General features: G+C 43.5%; 14 protein-coding genes. 4 read left to right on the forward strand and 10 right to left on the reverse strand.

The features are described 5' to 3' along the window. Positions 1 to 5 precede the first annotated feature (5 nt). From FE810_RS04880 to FE810_RS04890, 3 genes are all read right to left on the reverse strand, one after another. Positions 6 to 743, reverse strand: a complete 738-nt coding sequence (locus FE810_RS04880; protein WP_138318908.1) for a SapC family protein — start codon at positions 741 to 743, stop codon at positions 6 to 8. Positions 744 to 763: 20 nt separating this feature from the next. After that, entirely contained in the window at positions 764 to 2,326 is a 1,563-nt protein-coding gene (locus tag FE810_RS04885) for a tryptophan halogenase family protein (protein ID WP_138318909.1), read from the reverse strand. 170 nt (positions 2,327 to 2,496) lie between these two features. After that, entirely contained in the window at positions 2,497 to 5,505 is a 3,009-nt protein-coding gene (locus FE810_RS04890) for a TonB-dependent receptor (protein ID WP_138318910.1), read from the reverse strand. Between the two features lie 692 nt (positions 5,506 to 6,197). On the opposite strand from FE810_RS04890, the gene FE810_RS04895 reads away from it, so the two are divergent. Next, positions 6,198 to 8,243 (forward strand): ADP-ribosylglycohydrolase family protein, encoded by a 2,046-nt coding sequence (locus tag FE810_RS04895; protein ID WP_138318911.1) that lies wholly within the window; start codon positions 6,198 to 6,200, stop codon positions 8,241 to 8,243. 12 nt (positions 8,244 to 8,255) lie between these two features. On the opposite strand, the gene FE810_RS04900 is transcribed toward FE810_RS04895, so the two are convergent. Next, positions 8,256 to 9,512 (reverse strand): DUF1254 domain-containing protein, encoded by a 1,257-nt coding sequence (locus FE810_RS04900; protein ID WP_138318912.1) that lies wholly within the window; start codon positions 9,510 to 9,512, stop codon positions 8,256 to 8,258. A gap of 51 nt (positions 9,513 to 9,563) precedes the next feature. Further along, positions 9,564 to 10,871, reverse strand: coding sequence for a homogentisate 1,2-dioxygenase (hmgA, locus tag FE810_RS04905; RefSeq protein WP_138318913.1), 1,308 nt, complete (start codon positions 10,869 to 10,871; stop codon positions 9,564 to 9,566). A gap of 360 nt (positions 10,872 to 11,231) precedes the next feature. Here hmgA and FE810_RS04910 point away from each other — a divergent pair, with 360 nt between their 5' ends. Beyond that, positions 11,232 to 12,068 (forward strand): tetratricopeptide repeat protein, encoded by an 837-nt coding sequence (locus FE810_RS04910; protein WP_138318914.1) that lies wholly within the window; start codon positions 11,232 to 11,234, stop codon positions 12,066 to 12,068. 226 nt (positions 12,069 to 12,294) lie between these two features. Here FE810_RS04910 and msrA read toward each other — a convergent pair whose 3' ends face one another. Next, positions 12,295 to 12,831 carry a peptide-methionine (S)-S-oxide reductase MsrA gene (gene msrA, locus FE810_RS04915; protein ID WP_138318915.1) on the reverse strand — a complete coding sequence of 179 codons (537 nt, stop codon included), beginning with the start codon at positions 12,829 to 12,831 and terminating at the stop codon, positions 12,295 to 12,297. Positions 12,832 to 12,919: 88 nt separating this feature from the next. Between msrA and FE810_RS04920 the strand changes: the two genes are divergently transcribed. Next, positions 12,920 to 13,138: a DUF3820 family protein gene (locus FE810_RS04920; RefSeq protein WP_138318916.1), complete on the forward strand. Its 219-nt coding sequence runs from the start codon at positions 12,920 to 12,922 to the stop codon at positions 13,136 to 13,138. 85 nt (positions 13,139 to 13,223) lie between these two features. Here the strand turns inward: FE810_RS04920 and FE810_RS04925 are convergent, their stop codons facing one another. Next, positions 13,224 to 15,575, reverse strand: a complete 2,352-nt coding sequence (locus tag FE810_RS04925; RefSeq protein ID WP_138318917.1) for a family 20 glycosylhydrolase — start codon at positions 15,573 to 15,575, stop codon at positions 13,224 to 13,226. A gap of 494 nt (positions 15,576 to 16,069) precedes the next feature. Between FE810_RS04925 and rmf the strand changes: the two genes are divergently transcribed. Continuing rightward, the gene (rmf, locus tag FE810_RS04930; protein WP_138318918.1) at positions 16,070 to 16,243 is read left to right on the forward strand and encodes a ribosome modulation factor; all 174 of its coding nucleotides are present in this window, start codon (positions 16,070 to 16,072) and stop codon (positions 16,241 to 16,243) included. Positions 16,244 to 16,289: 46 nt separating this feature from the next. On the opposite strand, the gene modC is transcribed toward rmf, so the two are convergent. Genes modC through modA form a run of 3 tightly spaced genes read right to left on the reverse strand, consistent with a single transcriptional unit; the run spans position 16,290 to position 18,869 of the window. Further along, positions 16,290 to 17,396, reverse strand: a complete 1,107-nt coding sequence (gene modC, locus FE810_RS04935; protein WP_171022266.1) for a molybdenum ABC transporter ATP-binding protein — start codon at positions 17,394 to 17,396, stop codon at positions 16,290 to 16,292. Between the two features lie 11 nt (positions 17,397 to 17,407). Further along, positions 17,408 to 18,103 carry a molybdate ABC transporter permease subunit gene (gene modB / locus FE810_RS04940; protein WP_138318920.1) on the reverse strand — a complete coding sequence of 232 codons (696 nt, stop codon included), beginning with the start codon at positions 18,101 to 18,103 and terminating at the stop codon, positions 17,408 to 17,410. Beyond that, entirely contained in the window at positions 18,090 to 18,869 is a 780-nt protein-coding gene (gene modA / locus FE810_RS04945) for a molybdate ABC transporter substrate-binding protein (protein ID WP_138318921.1), read from the reverse strand. The genes modB and modA overlap by 14 nt, the downstream gene beginning before the upstream one ends. Positions 18,870 to 19,104: the final 235 nt, after the last annotated feature.

The raw sequence follows: 19,104 nt of genomic DNA on the forward strand, positions 1-19,104 counted from the left end.
TTATTCTATTTTCGTTTCAACCCAAGCTGTTTATTCTTGCGCGCTAAAAGTTGGCCAATATTGCCTTGCGATGCCATTGCAAAATGGATTGCTTTTAAATATCCAGATTTAACTAATCCTGCCATTTTTTCATCCGGCAATTGGTCAAGCTTCTCTTCATTAATCGCATACAAACCGACCATTTGATGCTTTGAACCATCATAGAGTTCGACGTCCAGGGTAAATGGTTCCAGAAGTTCTAGTTCACTCAGGCACGCTGCGAACTCTTTGTTTGCCTCGATCCCGTGATGAATTGCTTCCATCATTGCTGCAACAGAATCAAGATAATCGCTGTTACCGCCAAACTCCATAAATAGGGATTGGCCCTCGTCTTTATTCACTCGTGGGTGTTCGACATCCAGAGTGAGCACTCGCTGTTGTTGCGGCTTGCCATCAACGTCCTGAGTTTGAGTCCCTATGGTAAAGGGACTGCGAGCGACAGTAATAGGGATATAACCCGCATCCCAGCCGTCATTATTTAGAAATAGATTCTCTTGATGTTGGAAGCCAAAAAGTGCAACTGGCGCAAACTGTCCCGTTTCTCCTTCTTTTTGGAAGAAGATTGGATAATATGCCTGAACCGCACGAAATTCGTCGGGAAAGGTTAGGGTATACCACAGGTTATCACCCAGTTCAGTACAACGGTTGGTGTTAATTTTTAAATCTTTGTGGTCAACATTGTTAACCAGTTCATGCTTTGCCATATCGTATCCTGTTGTTATCTTTATATGTTTTGCAGGCCATATTGTTTGATTTTGTTTAGTAGCTCTCGATTTGTCGGGAGAGTATTTAGCAATTGTGCTGTTTTACTTCGGTTTTGCTGAATTAACGCGTTTACTTGTTGTTGCTCATCAATTATCTTTCGGCTGAATTGGGGGCGGGTTTCCCCTCCCATGCCATAGTAAATATATTGGTAACTCGCGGACGGAAATAGTTCTTCGGTAACCAGCGAATCATATGTATACGGACATTGTGACTGCCATAGTGTTAACTTTTCCGCCAGATCTGCGGGGATTGTGGTCGCAGAGGTATTATCTAGCCAGTATTCACTGTCCCGCCTTTGAGACAGTACATAATGGAGTTTCAGGAATTCGAGAATTTGTTGCCAGCGCTCAAGAAATTTTTTATTGTAGCGCGCAGCAATGATATCCATATGGGAACGGCTTTGTGGCAGTTGTTTTGCAATATACTTCGCGGAAAGTTCAATCAGTGCAATCGCCGATGCTTCTAGTGGTTCAATAAAACCAGAAGACATGCCAATAGCGACACTGTTTTGGTGCCAGAATTTTTCCCTGTGCCCTGGGTTTATGGCAAGTTTTCGTACTGAAATATCATTTTCATCGAGTTTTATCGTAGAGCTTTGGATGTACTGACGCAACGTCTGTTCGGCATTATCGTCATTTTGGTGACTACTCGAATATACGTAACCGACGCCACGGCGCGATTGCAGGCCTATATCCCAAATCCAGCCATTTTTTTGTGCCGTAGACAGCGTTGAAGAACCGATTGGTTGCTCTGCAGAGTCGTAGTTTATCTGTGCTGCCATGGCAGTGTCATTAAATAAAACATGCTTTTGACTCACAAACGGGATTTGGTAGGTCTTGTCGATAATCAGACCATGGGTTCCGGTACAATCAATAAACAAGTCACCGCCAATTTCACCATGTTTTGCTGTGGTTACGGACTTTATATCTTGATTTGGATGAAGGTTAATATCGGTGATCGTATCGTTTATATGTTTTACACCAAGTTTATTGACGCAATGTTGACGAATAAACGGCCCGAATTTTCCAGCATCCAAATGATATCCATAATTACCAAAGAAGGAAAAAGAAGGGGTCGATATTTGCTTTGGGGCTAAACCTTCTTCGCACAGCGCTGCCTGGAAGGTTACGGCATTTGCGAAAGGTATTTTATCTTTATGTTGTAACCAGTGGTTAGCCAAATTTAGCTGGTGATATTGTTCCGGCAAACTAAACGGATGATAATAATAATCGTTATCTCCCCGGCACCAATTAACAAACTTGGAACCTTGTTTAAAGGACGCATCGCATTGACTTAGGAATTCAGTTTCGTCAATGCCCATGGATTTTAATGTATCACGCATGGTGGGCCAGGTACCTTCACCGACACCGATAGGCGTTATTTCAGTAGATTCTATAACGGTAATCTGAATACTGTTTTTATCGTTCTCTACCCAATGCTCAGCAGCGATGATTCCGGCGGTTATCCAACCCGCGGTGCCTCCACCGAGTATGGTGATTTGTTGTATTTTATTATTCGGCATGCTGCTTACATCATCTGATAGTTTGGCCCAGTTTGCGTGGCTTATGGACTCATTTGCGTTAGAACCATAATGCTAAAACATTGCGGTTATTACAATAGAAATAGGGGTGATTGAGAAAATAAAGCCGCGGGATTCCGCGGCTTTATTATCAGTGTTGCTATCCTCAAAAATTAGAAGGAGTAGCGAGCACCTAGCGCATAACGTGCACCGGTCTGAGTGACATTTGTCACCTGATTCCAAGAACGACCATGCTTACGAGTGTACTCATCGGTAATATTGATACCTTCGAGGAAGACTGTTAAGCCTTCAACCCATGGCAAGTCGTAACTTGCGCTGATATCAAACTGCTCGTACTCTTCGGTATATACAGGGTTTGGTGCATTGTCTGCAGCATTTTCCCAGTAAGACTTCAGGAACTCATCACGCCAGTTATAAGCAATACGAATCTGGAATCCGTCTTTTTCATAAAAGGCAATAAGGTTGGCAGTATCACTGATGTCAGTCTCTGGATTTACATCTAGAGTAAGGCTAGTGTTGTCATAGGTGTTATCCGTATTAACAAACGTGTAGTTAGCGATCACACCAAAACCTGACTCACCGAATAGGTGCTGAGCTGTTAGCTCTAAACCATCGTAACCTTGCTCATTGCTGGAATTGCTCGGTACGCTGATTGCAAAGTCTAATAATGGGTCACCAGGAACACCTTCAACAACAACAAAACCAGATGCATTCAGATAAACCGTTTCACCATCAGCGTAGTTATCATATATCCAGTTACGCATCGCTGTTTTATCGGCAATACCAACTGCTGCAACTGCTTCATTCCAGCGCTGACCGCCAATTGGCGTATTGATATCAAACGGTCTGAAATCTTCAGTTGTTGTGGTAATCGCATTGGTGATGGTTTTGTCAAAATAGGCGGCAGATAGGTAGCTACCTTCGGCGTAATACCATTCAACGGAGAAATCCCAGTTATCCGATTCAAGCGGTAATAAACCAGGGTTTCCAGAACCACCACCAGCACCGGCCAGGTTATGTCCTTGGCCTACTGAGGTACCACCAGACAAGTCACCGTAATATGGACGGTTAATGGTTTCGCTGTATGCTGCCCGCACAATCAAATCATCGGTTAACTCAAGATTCAAGTTAATTGAAGGTAAGGTGTGTGAGTAATCACCGCTTCTTGATTGGTAAATAAAATCACCATCAATTGGCGTTAGGTAAAATTCTGTTTCACCTACCCAGCTGTCAAAGTCTTCATAATTAACAACCGCAGAAGTACTGTCAATTTCAGTTTGCTCGTGGCGCAAGCCGAAATGCACGTCAAATGGCATGGTGCCAATTTCACCTTCATAGTTGTATTGAAAGTAAATAGAGGTAATGGTTTCTTCTACGTACCGGTCGGTGCCTTGGGCAAAGTTATTTGATGGACAGAAGTTGGTACCACAAATCGAATCTGCTGGCTGACCATATAAAGACTCAGCATAAGGAACGATGGTATTAAAGTCCCATTTATAATATCTGTCGACAATATTCCAGCTACCCGCATCTTGATCCTGAAAATCAGCAAAATAACCGCCGCTGACATCAAATTTATCATGAATGCTACTTTCTGGTAATTGCGATGCATCAAATACGCCTGCGCCCATGCCACCCCAGTCATCACGTTGAATTTGTGGTGCTTCACGACGATGGTTAGAGGCGTTCATATATGCAGCGCCAAAGTCAATGGAACCGAATTCGTCCATATCATAGGAGCCATTCCACTGTGCCTGATCGAGTTCAATATCTGTGCGGTCATTACGGAACCAGCTACCCGCGACTTCCATCAATTCCGGCGATAATGTTTCTGAGCCTTTCACCGCAAGTACTGGTAAAGCGCCAGAAAAATCGGTGGCGGCGCCTTCACGAATACGTGCCATCAATGATAAGGTATTCGCACTACCGTATTTGTTGTTAGGCTCTTCAACGGCATCTGACGTATGGACATCAAATTCCATCCAGAAATTGTCGGTTACCTGCCATTCCAGATTTAAACCTATCATGGTGGTGTCTTCACGAGTACCTGAATTGCGTGCACCCATGGATAAATCCTGCAAAGAACCTTCACCATAGTATTCGCTATAAAGTAATGGTGAAGAAACAGGACCATCTGACCATACGTTTTCAGATGGTGCAAAGGTGTACCATGCTGAGATATCGTTGTACTGAAGATCAACTTCTTTTTCGATGTACATTGCATCAACGGTGGCGCGGAAATTGTCTGATACATCGTATTGAAGTACTAAGTGACTATTTAGGCGCTTGCGCTGTTGCTCTTCAAATTTGTATATAGTGGTTTGCGGAACTGAATAAATATCATCGCTATTCGGATCAGGACGGTTTACCTGATTTTCATAAGGAACACCACCCCAGGTAGCATTGTCGCCGTCACCCCAATCCTGGTGCTGACGCGCTTCAAATGAGCGCCAACCAGTACCAACTTCTGCTTGTTGGCTACCTGACTCACGCTCTGCGTAGTTGGCGGTTAATGAAATACCAAATTTACCATCGGCAAATACATTGGAATAAATACCGGAAAGTTCAGGAGTAATACTACCTTCTTCCGTCGAGCTATCATTCACGCCTTTGACACTGAAACTCGCTTTTTGCTTGCCAATTGCCAGTGGTTCATTGGTATTTAGGTTAATGGTTGCACCTAAGCCACCCGTGGCTAATTTGGCCATGGACGTCTTATAAACTTCTAAACCAGAAATACCTTCAGCTGCCAGGTTATCAAAATTGAAAGAGCGATCACCTGTGGTATTGGCCAATTGACGGCCATTGATAAGCACCAGGTTACGTGATGAGCTAAAACCACGTACCGTTACCTTTTGACCTTCACCATTGTTACGGTCAATGGATACACCTGAAATACGTTGTAATGATTCTGCAAGGTTGGTATCTGGGAATTTACCCATATCTTCAGCGGAAATAGCATCCACGATGCCTGTTGATGAACGTTTGACGTCCATTGCTCGAATTACTGAGCCTTTAATGCCAGTAACTTCTATGACTTCGATTTCATCGCCATCTGCCTGGGTGCTTTCTTGCGCACCGGCACTGGCCATGGTCGTCGCGCCCAGCACTAGTGATAGTGTGGTGGCTAACTTAGACTTCTTGAACGTAAAGTTCGTCATCTGTTTCTCCCCTGGGAACTTAATCCCTGTTGTATTTTTGTTTTTTGTAACCGCTTACATTTTTAATTCTTTTACTGCGAAAAAATGCGGTTATTTATAAACTAATACGTTATTTACTTAACGTCAACATTAATTGTTAATTCAATGTTGGTCAAAAGTTAATCAAAACAGGGGCTGGAAAATCAAATTTATCTGCACTGGTTGCTATTTTTAACGGAATTTTATGTTGATGGATTGCTTACTGATTCACCCCTTGAAACTGATCTTTTGGACACTGAAAGTCATAACACAATGATAAATCAGCAACCTTTTTCAACCAGCAAACGTTAATCGTGTAAAAGCGCTATTTCGGTCAAAGAGGTACGTTAAACTGGGTAACCCTTGGTAGCTAACGATTTGTATTTTCTGCTTTTACATTATGTTCATATTGTTTTTTACTTGGAGGTATACATCGGCTGTTTAGGTGATAAACCTTAAGGTATAGCCCAGAGAATTCGGTTAACCGAGCGCTTTGGTGGAAACTTATATACATTGGTTGTGAACTTGGATTATCTTGTGGTGTTAATTACACTGAAAGTGAATCTCTGATTTATTGTGCTGCAATCCTTCGCAGGCTCTCGTGCATGAAGTTAAATCTGATCATTAACATAAGTACTTGTAGCTGAGACTTTAATCTAATAAAGGTGGTTGTTATGGGCGGTCGGGCAGCACGGAAACGGTTATCTTCGAATCTTTGCCATTGCATTTTGGCGTCATTGCTACTGATTCCTGGCTTGTTTCAAAATGCGGCTTCGCAAAGTGCAGAGTTAAAAAGCGCGGATAGCAAGTCGACATATTCGTTGTCGATGGCCGATTATCAAGACAAAGTTTATGCCTCCTGGTTAGGGCAAATGGTCGGCAACTTTTATGGTTTACCCTATGAATTTAAGTTTATCGAACAACCCGGTCCGGAAAACTTTCCTTATGGATATGGCAGTAGTCTAGAACGTCTTAAAGAGTTCAATGGTGCGTTTTCTGACGATGATACCGATATTGAATATATGTATCTGTTGGCAATGGAAAAATACGGCACCACTCCTTATTACCAACAACTGGCTGAAGACTGGCAGCACCAGGTGCGAGAACGGGTTTGGGCTGCTAACCGCCAGGCTTTGGCATTAATGCGGGCGGATTTTAGCCCCCCTTTAACGGGTCATAAATACTATAACAGTGAGTGGTTTCAAATCGACCCGCAACTTATCAATGAAATATGGGCGGTGACCGCCCCAGGGATGATTGATTATGCGGTGCAAAAAACCGACTGGGCAGCGCGGATCACCAATGACAGTTTCGGGGTAGAGCCTGCAATGCACTATGCTGCGATGTATAGTGCCGCGTTTTATGAATCCGATATCAACACGCTAATCAATATTGGTTTAAAAGCCTTGCCTAAAGATGGCAAATTTTCACACGTTGTGATCGATATGCAAAAGCTTTATCAAAAGTATCCGCAAAACTGGCAGCAGGCGCGTCAGGAAATGGCCGCTAAGTATGCAGGGAACTTCGAGTACAACCCAAATTCCTGGTATGCCATTGATGCGACGTTAAATGGTGCCTGCGCAATACTGGCTTTGTTATATGGGCAAGGGGATTTTCAGCGCACGATGGATATGTCGGTCGCCATGGGTTTTGATGCCGACAATCAGGCCGCAACCCTTGGAGGTTTACTAGGAATCATCGGCGGTGTGCAAGCCATTCCAGAATCTCTGCTGTATCCTTTTGGCAACAAACAATGGCAAAAACCTTTTAACGATAAGTACATCAACATTACCCGAGAAGACCTTCCTGATGCGAGCATTGAAGATATGGCTCGTCGTATTGCTACGCAAGGAGAAAAGGTGATTATCGCCAATGGCGGCAGCAAAGAAACCGTAGATGGGCAACAAGTTTATCGGATTAATCGCGAGGCCAGTTTTGTCGCGCCTATGGAACTTGCCAAAGCACCGCCGCTATTTATCGAAGTTAATCAACAGTTTGAATTTGAATTTTACCCGTTATTACATCATCAGTCGCTTGATTATGTGCGCTTTTCTATTGTAGAAGGGAGTTTACCTGAGGGGGTCACACTGAAAGATAATAGAATCTTCGGCGTCAGTGGCAAAACCGGGATTTTTCAAGTGACAATTCAAGGCGTAACGCCCGGGATGACCAATCGACAAACCTATACACTATCCATCCATAGTAAAAATCTGGCACCTGAGGCTGAGGCCGTCATTCATAATGATAAAGAGTATCAGCAGTTGGACGATGAAATTTTCCTTATCCGCGATGGCAAGCGGGGATTACGTGATGGTTTGAGTCAGGGCGATACCTTTTATTCCGCGCCACAAGCTAAAGCGCCGGCATCAGCGGATACCTATGGCTACCGCTTTAAAACCGCTCAAGAGATATCGACATTACTATTTAACCCAGGATACGTTAAAGAAGACAGCGGTTGGTTTACCAGCATTCATGTTCAATATTTAGATAACCAGCAAGAATGGCAAGATGTAAAAGCACTGAATATCACCCCGCGTTTGGAACTCCATAACAATAAATACTTGCAGGGCAAAGTCATTGATCATTTGGTGCGCTTTCAACCGGTCTCTACCACGGCAATTCGAATTCAGGGTATTCCAGGCGGCACCCAACCGGATGATCCAGAACAACACAAAGTCTTTCAATCGGCCATTTCTGAACTTAGCGTTCATCAGTATTAGTAGGCATTAGCACTAGTCGGCGGTGATATCGGCTAACGGACTATTATTTTGTTGCACCTGTTGTAATAGCGAAAATTGCGGTTGGTAATAAAAACTGCGCAAAACAGGGCGCCGAGCGTCAACGAACAGGGGGTAACCCACAGTTCGGTAGCTGTTTTGACTTACTGGATAAGGGCGTTGAAGGTTAAGAGAAAAGCCGATTTCTCCGCGGTAATCAACGCTGGTATTGAAATTGTGATAGCCAGAGAAAAAACTATCAGCGCCATTGTCGTTAGGTAGGGTATCAATACTCCACAAACCAGCACGAATATGGTCAGGTTTTATGAAAAAAATCTGCGATTTATCTGCGTATGACGATGGATGTTCGAGGTTGCTGAAATGAATTCGTTGTGCGACTTCCAATCGATTGGTCGCCGCCATTGAAGGATAGTTGAACATCAGGCTAAGCGCTTGCTTTACAAGGGGAATCTGGATGGGATCCGTTACCCCGTTCATTAATCCGAGGTTGTGCCAAAACGCGATGGTATCTGCTTTTTGTGCTAACTGCTCTGTTATCTTAGCTGCAATATCTAAATGATATTCTTGTCGTTGCAGTGCCAGCCAGATCTGTTCCAGCGGCGAAAATTGATGGTGCTTAAGCAGCCAGTCAATGATGCGTTGCGGGGCGATATTGGCAAGCTTAACGTCATTACTTTCAATCCTTGGGATCGCGATATTTTCACTAAACCCTGACAGGGTTATCTGCCGGCTGATTTCTTTATTCGAATAGCTGGCGTTGGGGTAGCCTGATAATGTGCGCAGTACCACCATTGCAAAGTCGGAATGACTGTGGATAAATTTACCGTCCGGTTTGCGATTTTTATCGTTGACGTGGCTAAGGACATATTTGAATTTGCCTTGGGTCGTTTGTTGATAAAATATTTGTCGATAGTTGAGATCAATGACCTGCACACTTCGATATGGGCCCAATTGCTCAGGGAGGGATATCACCACGGGACTGGTGCGCAAATCGACAATTGCCACTAGATGTTGGATCCCTGGTGCGGAATAATCAACGGCGGCAATGGGTCTGACAGACGCAAAATTATTGGCGCCAAAATGACGAAGGTGATCGATAACGCGCTTCGCATGATAGATGCGAGAATACGTAAACAATTGACTGTCATCGAATGTTTGTTCGAGGTTTGGCGCTTGCTTTGCCGAAACTGAGGTCAGGTTAGAGCAAACCAGTAGTGCCAAAAAGTAGCATGTTATGATTTGTTTAATCATGCCCTAAAGCATAGGGCATGATTCAATAACCGTGAATAAAGGCGCGTTATTCTAGGGGGTTTTAGGATTGAACTTCTTTTGAATTTTTTGCCAACACTCAATGTAATTATGTTGGCGCTCTTTGCCGTGCAGGGCATAAGCCGTTGGTGAGATAACAAAGCGTGATTCAAACATAAAGGCTAACGTGTTCTCATAACGTTGCGGTTGAAGGTCGACAGTACTGGCTTTTTCAAACACGTCGGCTTCAGGGCCATGGGGCGACATACAATTATGCAAGCTTGCTCCACCAGGCACAAAACCATGCTCCTTGGCGTCATATACACCTTCAATCAGGCCCATATACTCACTCATAAGATTGCGATGATACCAAGGCGGGCGAAAGGTATTCTCCGCGACCATCCACCGAGGTGGGAAAATAACAAAGTCCAGATTTGCTACACCAGGCGTTGCTGTTTGGGATGTTAACACGGTAAAAATTGATGGATCTGGATGGTCATAGCTTACGGTATTGATCACATTAAAGCGGGATAAATCGTATTTATAGGGGGCGGAGTTACCGGTCCACGCGACTACATCTAATGGAGAGTGACCGATAGGGCATTGAAACAAGTTTCCGTTAAATTTGGTGACTAAGGTGAAATCACCCTCAATATCTTCAAAAGCCGCAACCGGGTACTGGAAATCACGATCATTGCTGTAACCATTCGCACCAACAGGACCACGCTCAGGTAAGTGCAGAGGATCACCATAGTTTTCGCACAAATAGCCACGGGCGGTATCACTGAATAAACTGATCTGAAACTTCATGCCGCGGGGGACCACGGCGATTTCCCCTGCCTTTATTGTTAACTTGCCGCATTCTGTAAACAACAACAATTCACCCTGTTGCGGGACAAAGAGCATTTCACCATCGGCATTACAAAAGTAACGGTTATCCATATTGGCGTTCAATGCATAATGATGAATTGCCATGCCGCTTTGACCATTCGCGTTACCGTTGGCAGCCATGGTAATTAATCCGTCAATAAAGTCCGTTTTCTGAGTCGGGATATCAATTGGATCCCAACGCAACATACTCGGAGGAGTAACGGCCTCAGTGATCGGCGCTGTGCGAATTAAACCATTGTCAATTGCCTGATATTCGCCTTGTACGGCGCTGGGTCGGATACGGTAAAACCAGGTGCGACGATTGCTACTTCTTGGCGCGGTAAAGGCGGTACTGTTAAATTGCTCGGTATAAAGATCGTAGTTTACCCGCTGTGGATTGAATTGCCCTTTCGGCAGCGCACCGGACAAAGCCTCGGTTTCAAATTCGTTTCCAAATCCAGTCATGTAGGTTAATGAATCGGCGACCGACATAATGGTTTCCTTTAATTGTTATCTTGTTGTCAGTTACGTTAAATCTTAACGTAAAAAGTCAGGGGAATTAATGACCTTGCGATAATTATGGTCTTAATTGCCCTGTTGTTACTGTGCATTTGTAAGTACAACTTTACATTGAATGTAAAGTCGGTGTTGGATTTTCATCTTTATTGCCAGGAGCATTGACTATGATTTATCGTCAAAGCATTGGGTAAATAATAGCCGCTGTCGATAATTTCGTGCCAAGCCAATGTCCTCGTTGTTCGGGCATGAATAAATCTAAGGGTAACCTTGCTATTTGGAAATTCGCCCTTAAATAGCAATGAGTAAACGATAAATTAATTTAAAGCAGGACTTATGATTCAAATTACCCCGGAAAACTTTCAGCAATTGATGTTTGAAGATTCAAAAGAAAAATTAGTTGTTGTGGCGTTTTGGGCTGAACAAATGCCTGAGAGTGTGCAATTACGCGATGCATTAGCCAGTCGTTTAGCCGGAAGAGAGCAAACCATTATTTTTGCGGGCGTTGATTGTCAACAACAACAGCAAATTGCGGCGCAATTTGGTATTCAGTCTTTGCCAACCGCCATTGCCGTTAAAGACGGTCAGCCTATCGATGGCATTGCCGGACCGCAGACCGATGAATCAATAACTCAGTTTATTGATAAACATTTGCCAAAACCCGAAGATGAGTTTTTAAAGCAAGGGCAAGATGCGCTGTTGCAACAGCAACCTGGCGAGGCAATCAAGGTTTTACAACAAGCTAGGATACTAGACGAACAGCGTGCGGATATCGCCTTAGCATTGAGCGATTGTTATGTGCAGTTGGGCAAACTTGATGACGCAGAAACCTTGCTGGCGAGCATTAAAATGGTCGATCAGGACAGCTATTACCAAAGCTTGATTGCCAAGCTTGAACTGGCAAGAGAAGCGAGCCAATCACCGGAAATTCAAGCACTGGAGCAAAAGCTGCAGGCAGACCCTGACAACGTAGAACTGCAACGCCAACTGGCAGCGCAATACAGTCAGAATAATCGTCAGGAAGAAGCCCTTGAGATGCTATTTGGTTTATTAAAAAAAGATATGGGCGACAGTGAATCACGCAAAATGTTGTTAGATATTCTTGCGGCGTTACCGGATGGCGATCCCTTATCTGCGAAGTACCGTCGTAAACTATACACCTTGATGTATTAAACCGGCGGAATTACATCGGTTATTGCATTTCCCAAAAGAGGATTCGAAATACAAAACATTGCGATGGTTATGACCACGGTCGGTATATCGAAAATGTCGGTCGTTACATGGAAGTCATTCATTAGAGCAATGCAGGGAGCAATTGCCGACAACATATTTTTGATTCAATGTTCGGTGGATAATCGAGCGCTTAGCGCTCGATTGGTAAGAACAAGTTCACCTTCCATTATTGGTCTTGCAAATAGCGCTTTAACTTTTCCAATTTCGGCGCGACGATTATCTGACAGTAAGGCTGGGAAGGGTTGCTGTCATAGTAATCTTGATGATCTTCTTCTGCTGGATAAAATGTCGCCAGAGCTTCGATGCGGGTCACTATCTTGTTGTTAAATTCACCACTGTTTTCAAGTTGAGCAATTTTCTTTTGAGCCTGTATTTGTTGGTGCTGGTTGTCTGGGAATATGGCACTGCGGTATTGAGTGCCCGTATCGTTACCCTGGCGATTAAGTTGAGTAGGGTCATGGAGAATAAAAAAGATATCCAGTAGCTCATCAAACCCAACCCGGCTTGGATCAAAGTGAATCTGCACGACTTCCGCGTGTCCGGTTGTACCTGAGCAAATCTGTCTATATGTTGGGTTGTCGATTTCGCCACCCATGTAGCCACTGACAACTTTTACGACGCCGGGGACGCGCTGATAAGGCGCTTCCAGACACCAAAAACAACCGCCAGCCAAGGTGGCGGTTTGTAAGTTTTCCTTAGACATCATCAACCTCTGTCAGAAACTAAATATTGTTGTAAACTCATAGGATTTAACGTTACCATCAAACATAAATATACGCAGTAGTATCGTTATGGATCAACAACAATTAATTGACGCCGTTAATCAAATTATGTCGTTTGGAAAATATCAGGGGCAACCGTTACTCAAACTTCCAGAGCCTTATCTGGTGTGGTTTAAAAGCAAGGGTTTCCCCGATAGTAAACTTGGCCAGCAATTGGCTCTGATATACGAAGTCAAACTCAATGGTTTGGAGAGCATGCTGATGCCACTTTTAAAAGATGATTATTAGAGCCAGGCCAAACGTTTCTGACTAAAGTTTGTTTGATAAATGTCTAAAGCACAACGTGACGTGTGCATTTATTTATTCATTGCCATTATCGATGACACATCCGATTGAGCGTATTTAATGTATGTCCCAGGGCAAAGATAATTTCACCAAAATTGACCGAAAACTCGTGTGCTAATTCAGAACCCGGCTTGCGCTGGCATGTGTCGATAAGTTGAATACCAAGCGCAAGCTCTTTTGCTATGGCGGTCAACATGGCTTGATGAAATCGCAATTTCGGCTCTGACGATATTTGCTCTAACAGTTTATTGGTACTCGCTTGCCAATGCTTAATCTCTTGTTCAAGTTCGGTCAGTTGTACTTCGGTTAACGCTTTATGCCAACCTAACGATAATTGTTTTAGTGTTAAACTTTCTACCGCTAAAAAGTCGGCCCACTGATCGAGAGGTGCCTGCTGATGATACAAATTTTGCTGATATTTGATATGGTGACGGGTGTAATATTGAGCTGGCTCCAACATCTGAGATACATGGAGTAAATGGGGTAGTAATGTTGGATCTTCTAATAAGTTAGCGAGACCAATACGTTGTTGTTTTATATGACTTAACCCTACAATTTTGTCTGCGTACTTTTCTATTTTTAGCAAACGTTGATACATAGATGTTTCATCTATCAATGCGGATGAGGACCAGAAACGCTCTCCGATAGCAAATAATCGCGGCCATATACGAATATCAATGTTATTTTCTGTGACCAGTTCGCTCCAAATTGTCGCCTCACCGCCAAGTAAGTTACTGTATTTCATTGTACTTTGATGTTGCTGCGGATAATCAGAGCCACGTGTTTTTTGAACGCTAATTTGCTCCATTTCGTAGGGCGTATTGCCAACCAAAATAGAACCACTGGCAATGCCATTTCCGGACATGTTAAACCTGGCTGCAAATGGCCCCATCCAGGTGTCCAATGAGATAGTGAGAGATGATTTCGTGTGCTCAACGATATGGACGGCTTTAAACGTATTATTGTTTAATTTTAGAAAGCCAAATGTCGATGTATGCAGAGGTGATTCCAACACCAGTTTCCCTGCCACGTCAGAGCCTTTTAGCCTCGGCATGACAAAGTTAACTTCAAGTGTATTTGCTTCGGGGGCGGGTGCTGGTGTCGAATCAATATCGGGCCTAAGGTTATTTCGGTAGTGATATCCCGTTGGTTGTGCTTGATCAATATAAAATCCTGTCGATAACAAACCCATATGGCCCGCTTCTGTGATCGCAGCCAGCGAGTCAAACCCGCGCCAGGACTGAACGACGGTATCTTTTGGTAAGCCAGGGGTAAAAACTTCATCCCAGCCCATCATAACTTTCCCTCGTTGTTTTAATAATTCATTAACCCTGCCATTAAAATGAGTATGTAAACCTTGAGCATTCTTAATATTGTGCTTTTTCATGTAGTCTTGAACGTTTTGGCTATTCTGCCAATGACTTGGGTCGATCTCATCACCGCCAATATGGAAATAGGGGTCAGGAAATATTTCTGCAAATTCGCCAATTAAGCTTTCGATAAAAACGAAAACCTCTGGATTACTGGGATCTAGCAAAGGTTTAAAAACCCCCCAATGTGATTCTCGTTTATACTGTTTGTCCAGCGTCATTAATTCTGGGTATGCTCGGGCAATCGCCGAAGCATGTCCTGGCACATCCAACTCTGGTACAACACGAATCCCCAATAAACTGGCATACTCAACCACGTCTCGCATTTGTACTTTGGTATAGAAATCACCATCCGAAGCTACCGTGTGTAGCTTTGGATAAGTTTGAGATTCAAAACGCCATCCCTGATCATCTGTCAGGTGCCAGTGAAAGACATTCAGCTTGGCTGCCGCCATACCATCTAACTGTCGTTTTATTGTCTCAATCGGCATAAAGTGACGAGCACTGTCTATCAGCAAACCTCGCCATGGATACTGTGGCTTATCGAGAATCTTTATTGATTGGATTTGGTTATTTGAATTGGCATAGATAAGTTGCGTTAAGGTCTCTAAACCACGAATGATGCCAAGATCATTCGCAGCGGTTAACTGCATGGTTTGTGGATTGACCGTTAAGCTATAGGATTCGTCATCATATAATTGCGGGTTACGGTCAATTGCCTGGCTTGAAATCAACAATACTAACTTCGCCGATTCTTTCGACTTTGCTGCGATCAATTGAATTTTTGAATCGAGTTTTTTTAACCTTGAATTAAGGCGGCTAATCCCCTTATTAACTCGTTCATTGTTTGAGTCCGACCAATAGGGTAATGCAGGCGTCAGGCTAAAGTGGGTCGTTTCCGAGGTGAAATATTGTGGCTGAGGCATTAACGTCAAAGAAGAAGCCATACTGACAGCACCTTGTGAAGTCACAAAAATGACCAGCAATATTATTTTGGCAAACTTACTCATGACGCTTCCTTGTTTATCTTATTTTCCCTTAGTTTAACAGGAATAAGAATTTCTGACAGCGCTGTCATGAAGTTTTTTTCGTCGTGTTTTTCATTCTTTATGGATGCGTATTTTGAACGTCTTTTCTTATATCGCGCCGACTTTAACAACACAAAGATGAAACGCTGGTACAGCACAATAGATAATACCGATTCAAAACCAAATGCGGGTTATGCGCAAACCGAATTGTTTGTCTCAGGCAATAAGAAGTATTGCTATACCATTTCACGACTATTGATAGGGATTAACGCCACACTTCCATTCCAGATTTTTTTTAAATTACACTTGTTAAAAACGGTTATGAAAATGATAAAAAACTATTCCTTTCCTCGGTTTTTTGGTTGCTAGCGCGGCATTTCTAGACTTAACTTAAAAGCTAGGGTCAGGTTTCTTTACAGGTTTACTGAAACCTTGAGCCATCTCGCAATAGAAGTATCAGTTATTAGGAGTTATCAATGAAGAGACAAAAGCGCGATCGTCTGCAACGAGCTCATTCCCATGGTTACAAAGCCGGCCTGCACGGCAAAAATAAAGAAGAATGTCCCTATCAAAATCTCGATGCAAAGTCCGAATGGCTAGGCGGTTGGCGCGAAGCAATGTCTGACAGGAATGATGGGCTATTTAAATAGAGCGAAAAAACCGAACGACTCAAGGTTAAAACCCTGAGCATTGCCTTTAAAAGCAACGAATAGCATCGGCCTGGAACTGAATATACACTTCTGTGCCGTGGGCTAATCGTAATAACTCTACCGCGTATCGAGACGTATTGATGGTAAAGGTGTGATCCATGACCTGAACCTTTACCATCATGCCATTGCGGCTGAGTCGGTGTAATTGCGTCACGGTTCCACAGAAGCAGTTAATAATCGAACTGGCTTCAGGCTTCACTAAGCTCAAACTGAGGTCGTCCGCCAAAATATAACACCGTAATGCTTGCCCTAGGGAAGCGTTCATTAGTGGCGCAAATAATTTTACTTGATTGTTATGGGGCGCGATAAAATCTAATTGCGTTAACCCGAAATTCACTAAGTGTTGCTTGACGGTTAACGTGAGTGACGTTGGACTGCTTATCTCCGATGTTATGCGTTCATGGAGATTATTTAAAACCTGATGGACATGACCATGTTGAATAATCCGGCCATTTTCCATAACCATAACATCATCAGACAATTGTTGTATTTCTATAATATTGTGACTGACATAGAGTATCGGTAAGCTCAACCGTTGATGAATATTACGCAGCAGTTGAACCATATTGCCGCGGGCACGGTTATCCAAATTCGACAAGGGCTCGTCCATCAGCAATAATTCCGGCTCAGCCAGCAATGCACGTGCGATTGCGACCCGTTGTTTTTCGCCAGCGGACAGTTTTAGTACATCGCGATTGAGCAGCGCATCTATTTGCGTCAGATGAATAATTTCTTCTAAATCGAGGTGATTCGGCTTACAACGTTTAAACGCGTAGTTAAGGTTTCCTAATACGGTTAAATGCGGAAACAATCGAGCATCCTGAAAGACAAAACCAATTTTTCTTTGTTCCGGCTTGATGAAATTATTGCGGTTTTGCAATGTTCGGCCATTGAGGATAACGTCTGCTTTAGCATCTTGGTTTAAGCCTGCAATCACTCGTAAGAGACTGGTTTTTCCGGATCCTGAATGACCAAGAATGCCGGTGATCCCCTCGAGATCAAAACGAAACTGACAACGTAAATTAAAATGGTCGAAATCCAGAGCAATATCGACATTGAGGTTTTTATCGAAGTTGTCCTTAAGGCTCTTCATTATCCCCATACTCATGGAGCTACCCTGTCTTTGACGTTGCGCTCATGATTAAAGTTAAGTAGATAAATTAAGGCTAGCAATACCATGGAACCTATTAATAATAAGGCGGCAAGCCAATGAGCCGTTGCGTAGTTCAATGCTTCAACTTGATCGAAAAGAGCAATAGATAACACACGGGTTTCCCCAGGAATATTTCCGCCAATCATTAAAACCACGCCAAACTCCCCCACAGTATGAGCGAAGCCAAGGCTGGCTGCGGTGATAAAACTGGCTTTGGTCATCGGCAAAACGATGGTAAAAAATCGGTCAATACTGTTCGCACAAAGCATCGCCCCAGCTTCGAGCAAACTGTCGCCAAGTTGTTCAAATGCCTTTTGCAACGGCTGGACTACAAATGGCAGAGAGTAAATTACCGAGCCGATTAAAATACCGGTAAAGCTAAACGCCAGAGACTGGCCGGTGATACTTTTCCACCAGGCGCCGGGCCCGTTCGTCGGCGAAAACAAGATCAATAAATAAAACCCCAATACCGTTGGTGGTAACACCAAAGGCAGCGCAACGATAGCTTCCAATATGACTTTATAGCGACTATTTAATTTACTCATATACCAAGCCAGAGGCGTGCCCAGCAGTAATAAAATGACCGTGGTCAGTCCGGCAAGTTTTAATGTCGTATAAAGGGCTAGCCAAGCATCATTGCTGCTCATCAATTGGGGTCTCCGGGTCCGCGTAGCCCATCTCTATAATGAATTTCTGGCTGCTATCGCTGAGGATAAATCGCTGAAAATCACGTGCTAACTCTACATCTTTACATGAGTTTAGAATAATCATCTGCTGCTCTATCGGCTCATGCAAATTACGATCAATTAATACGCCACTGCCGATATCGGACAGCAATAATTGCGAATGAGAGATGATGCCAAACTCGACGGCCCCCGTGCGGGTTTGCTGGTAGGTTTGGCTGATATTATTCGCGGTAATGACTTGCCGATGATATTTTCGCCACAATCCTAATGACACCAGAGCCTCGCGAGCAGCTTTTCCATAGGGCGCTAAGTGCGGGGCGGCGATTGCAATTTTACCCGGGTGATTTTGTAAGGCATCCAATGCGGTTTTCGGGTTGGTTGCTGACCACAATGCCAATTGGCCTATGGCGTATGTAAAACGGCTATTTTCTAGTGCAAAGCCTTCGTCTTCCATTAACATAGGACGCTTTTTGTCGGCCGAGAACACCAGATCGAATGGTGCACCATGACGCACTTGTTGGTACAAAACGCCAGTGGCCGCAACAGAAATTTTGGCATCAATTTTGTGGTCATTTTGCTGATTATAAGCGGTAACCAATCGCCTGAGTGGCTCAGCAAAATTTGCGGCAACCCCTATTTTCAATGTCGTTTGCATTTGCTCAGCAGATGCGACAGTCGAACCTATCAGGGTCAAGATAATTAGCAGGGAACGGGAAATATTTACCACTTTGGGCCTCAATTTGATTTTTTATTATTACAGCAACGGAACAACGGCATTATTGCGTTGACTGTTTTCCAAAAGGGGGCTTGGATTTTGAACGTCTATTATAAATCTAACTTTATAAAAAGCATCATTTACAATACGAAATACTTACAAACAAGACTTAATAGTAATGATGCAAGGTCATCTATGATAATACCAATCACATTAAATTATTGCTCACTCAGTGAGAATTTAAAGG

The sequence above is a fragment of the Thalassotalea litorea genome (assembly GCF_005843925.1).
Classification (GTDB): domain Bacteria; phylum Pseudomonadota; class Gammaproteobacteria; order Enterobacterales; family Alteromonadaceae; genus Thalassotalea_A; species Thalassotalea_A litorea_A.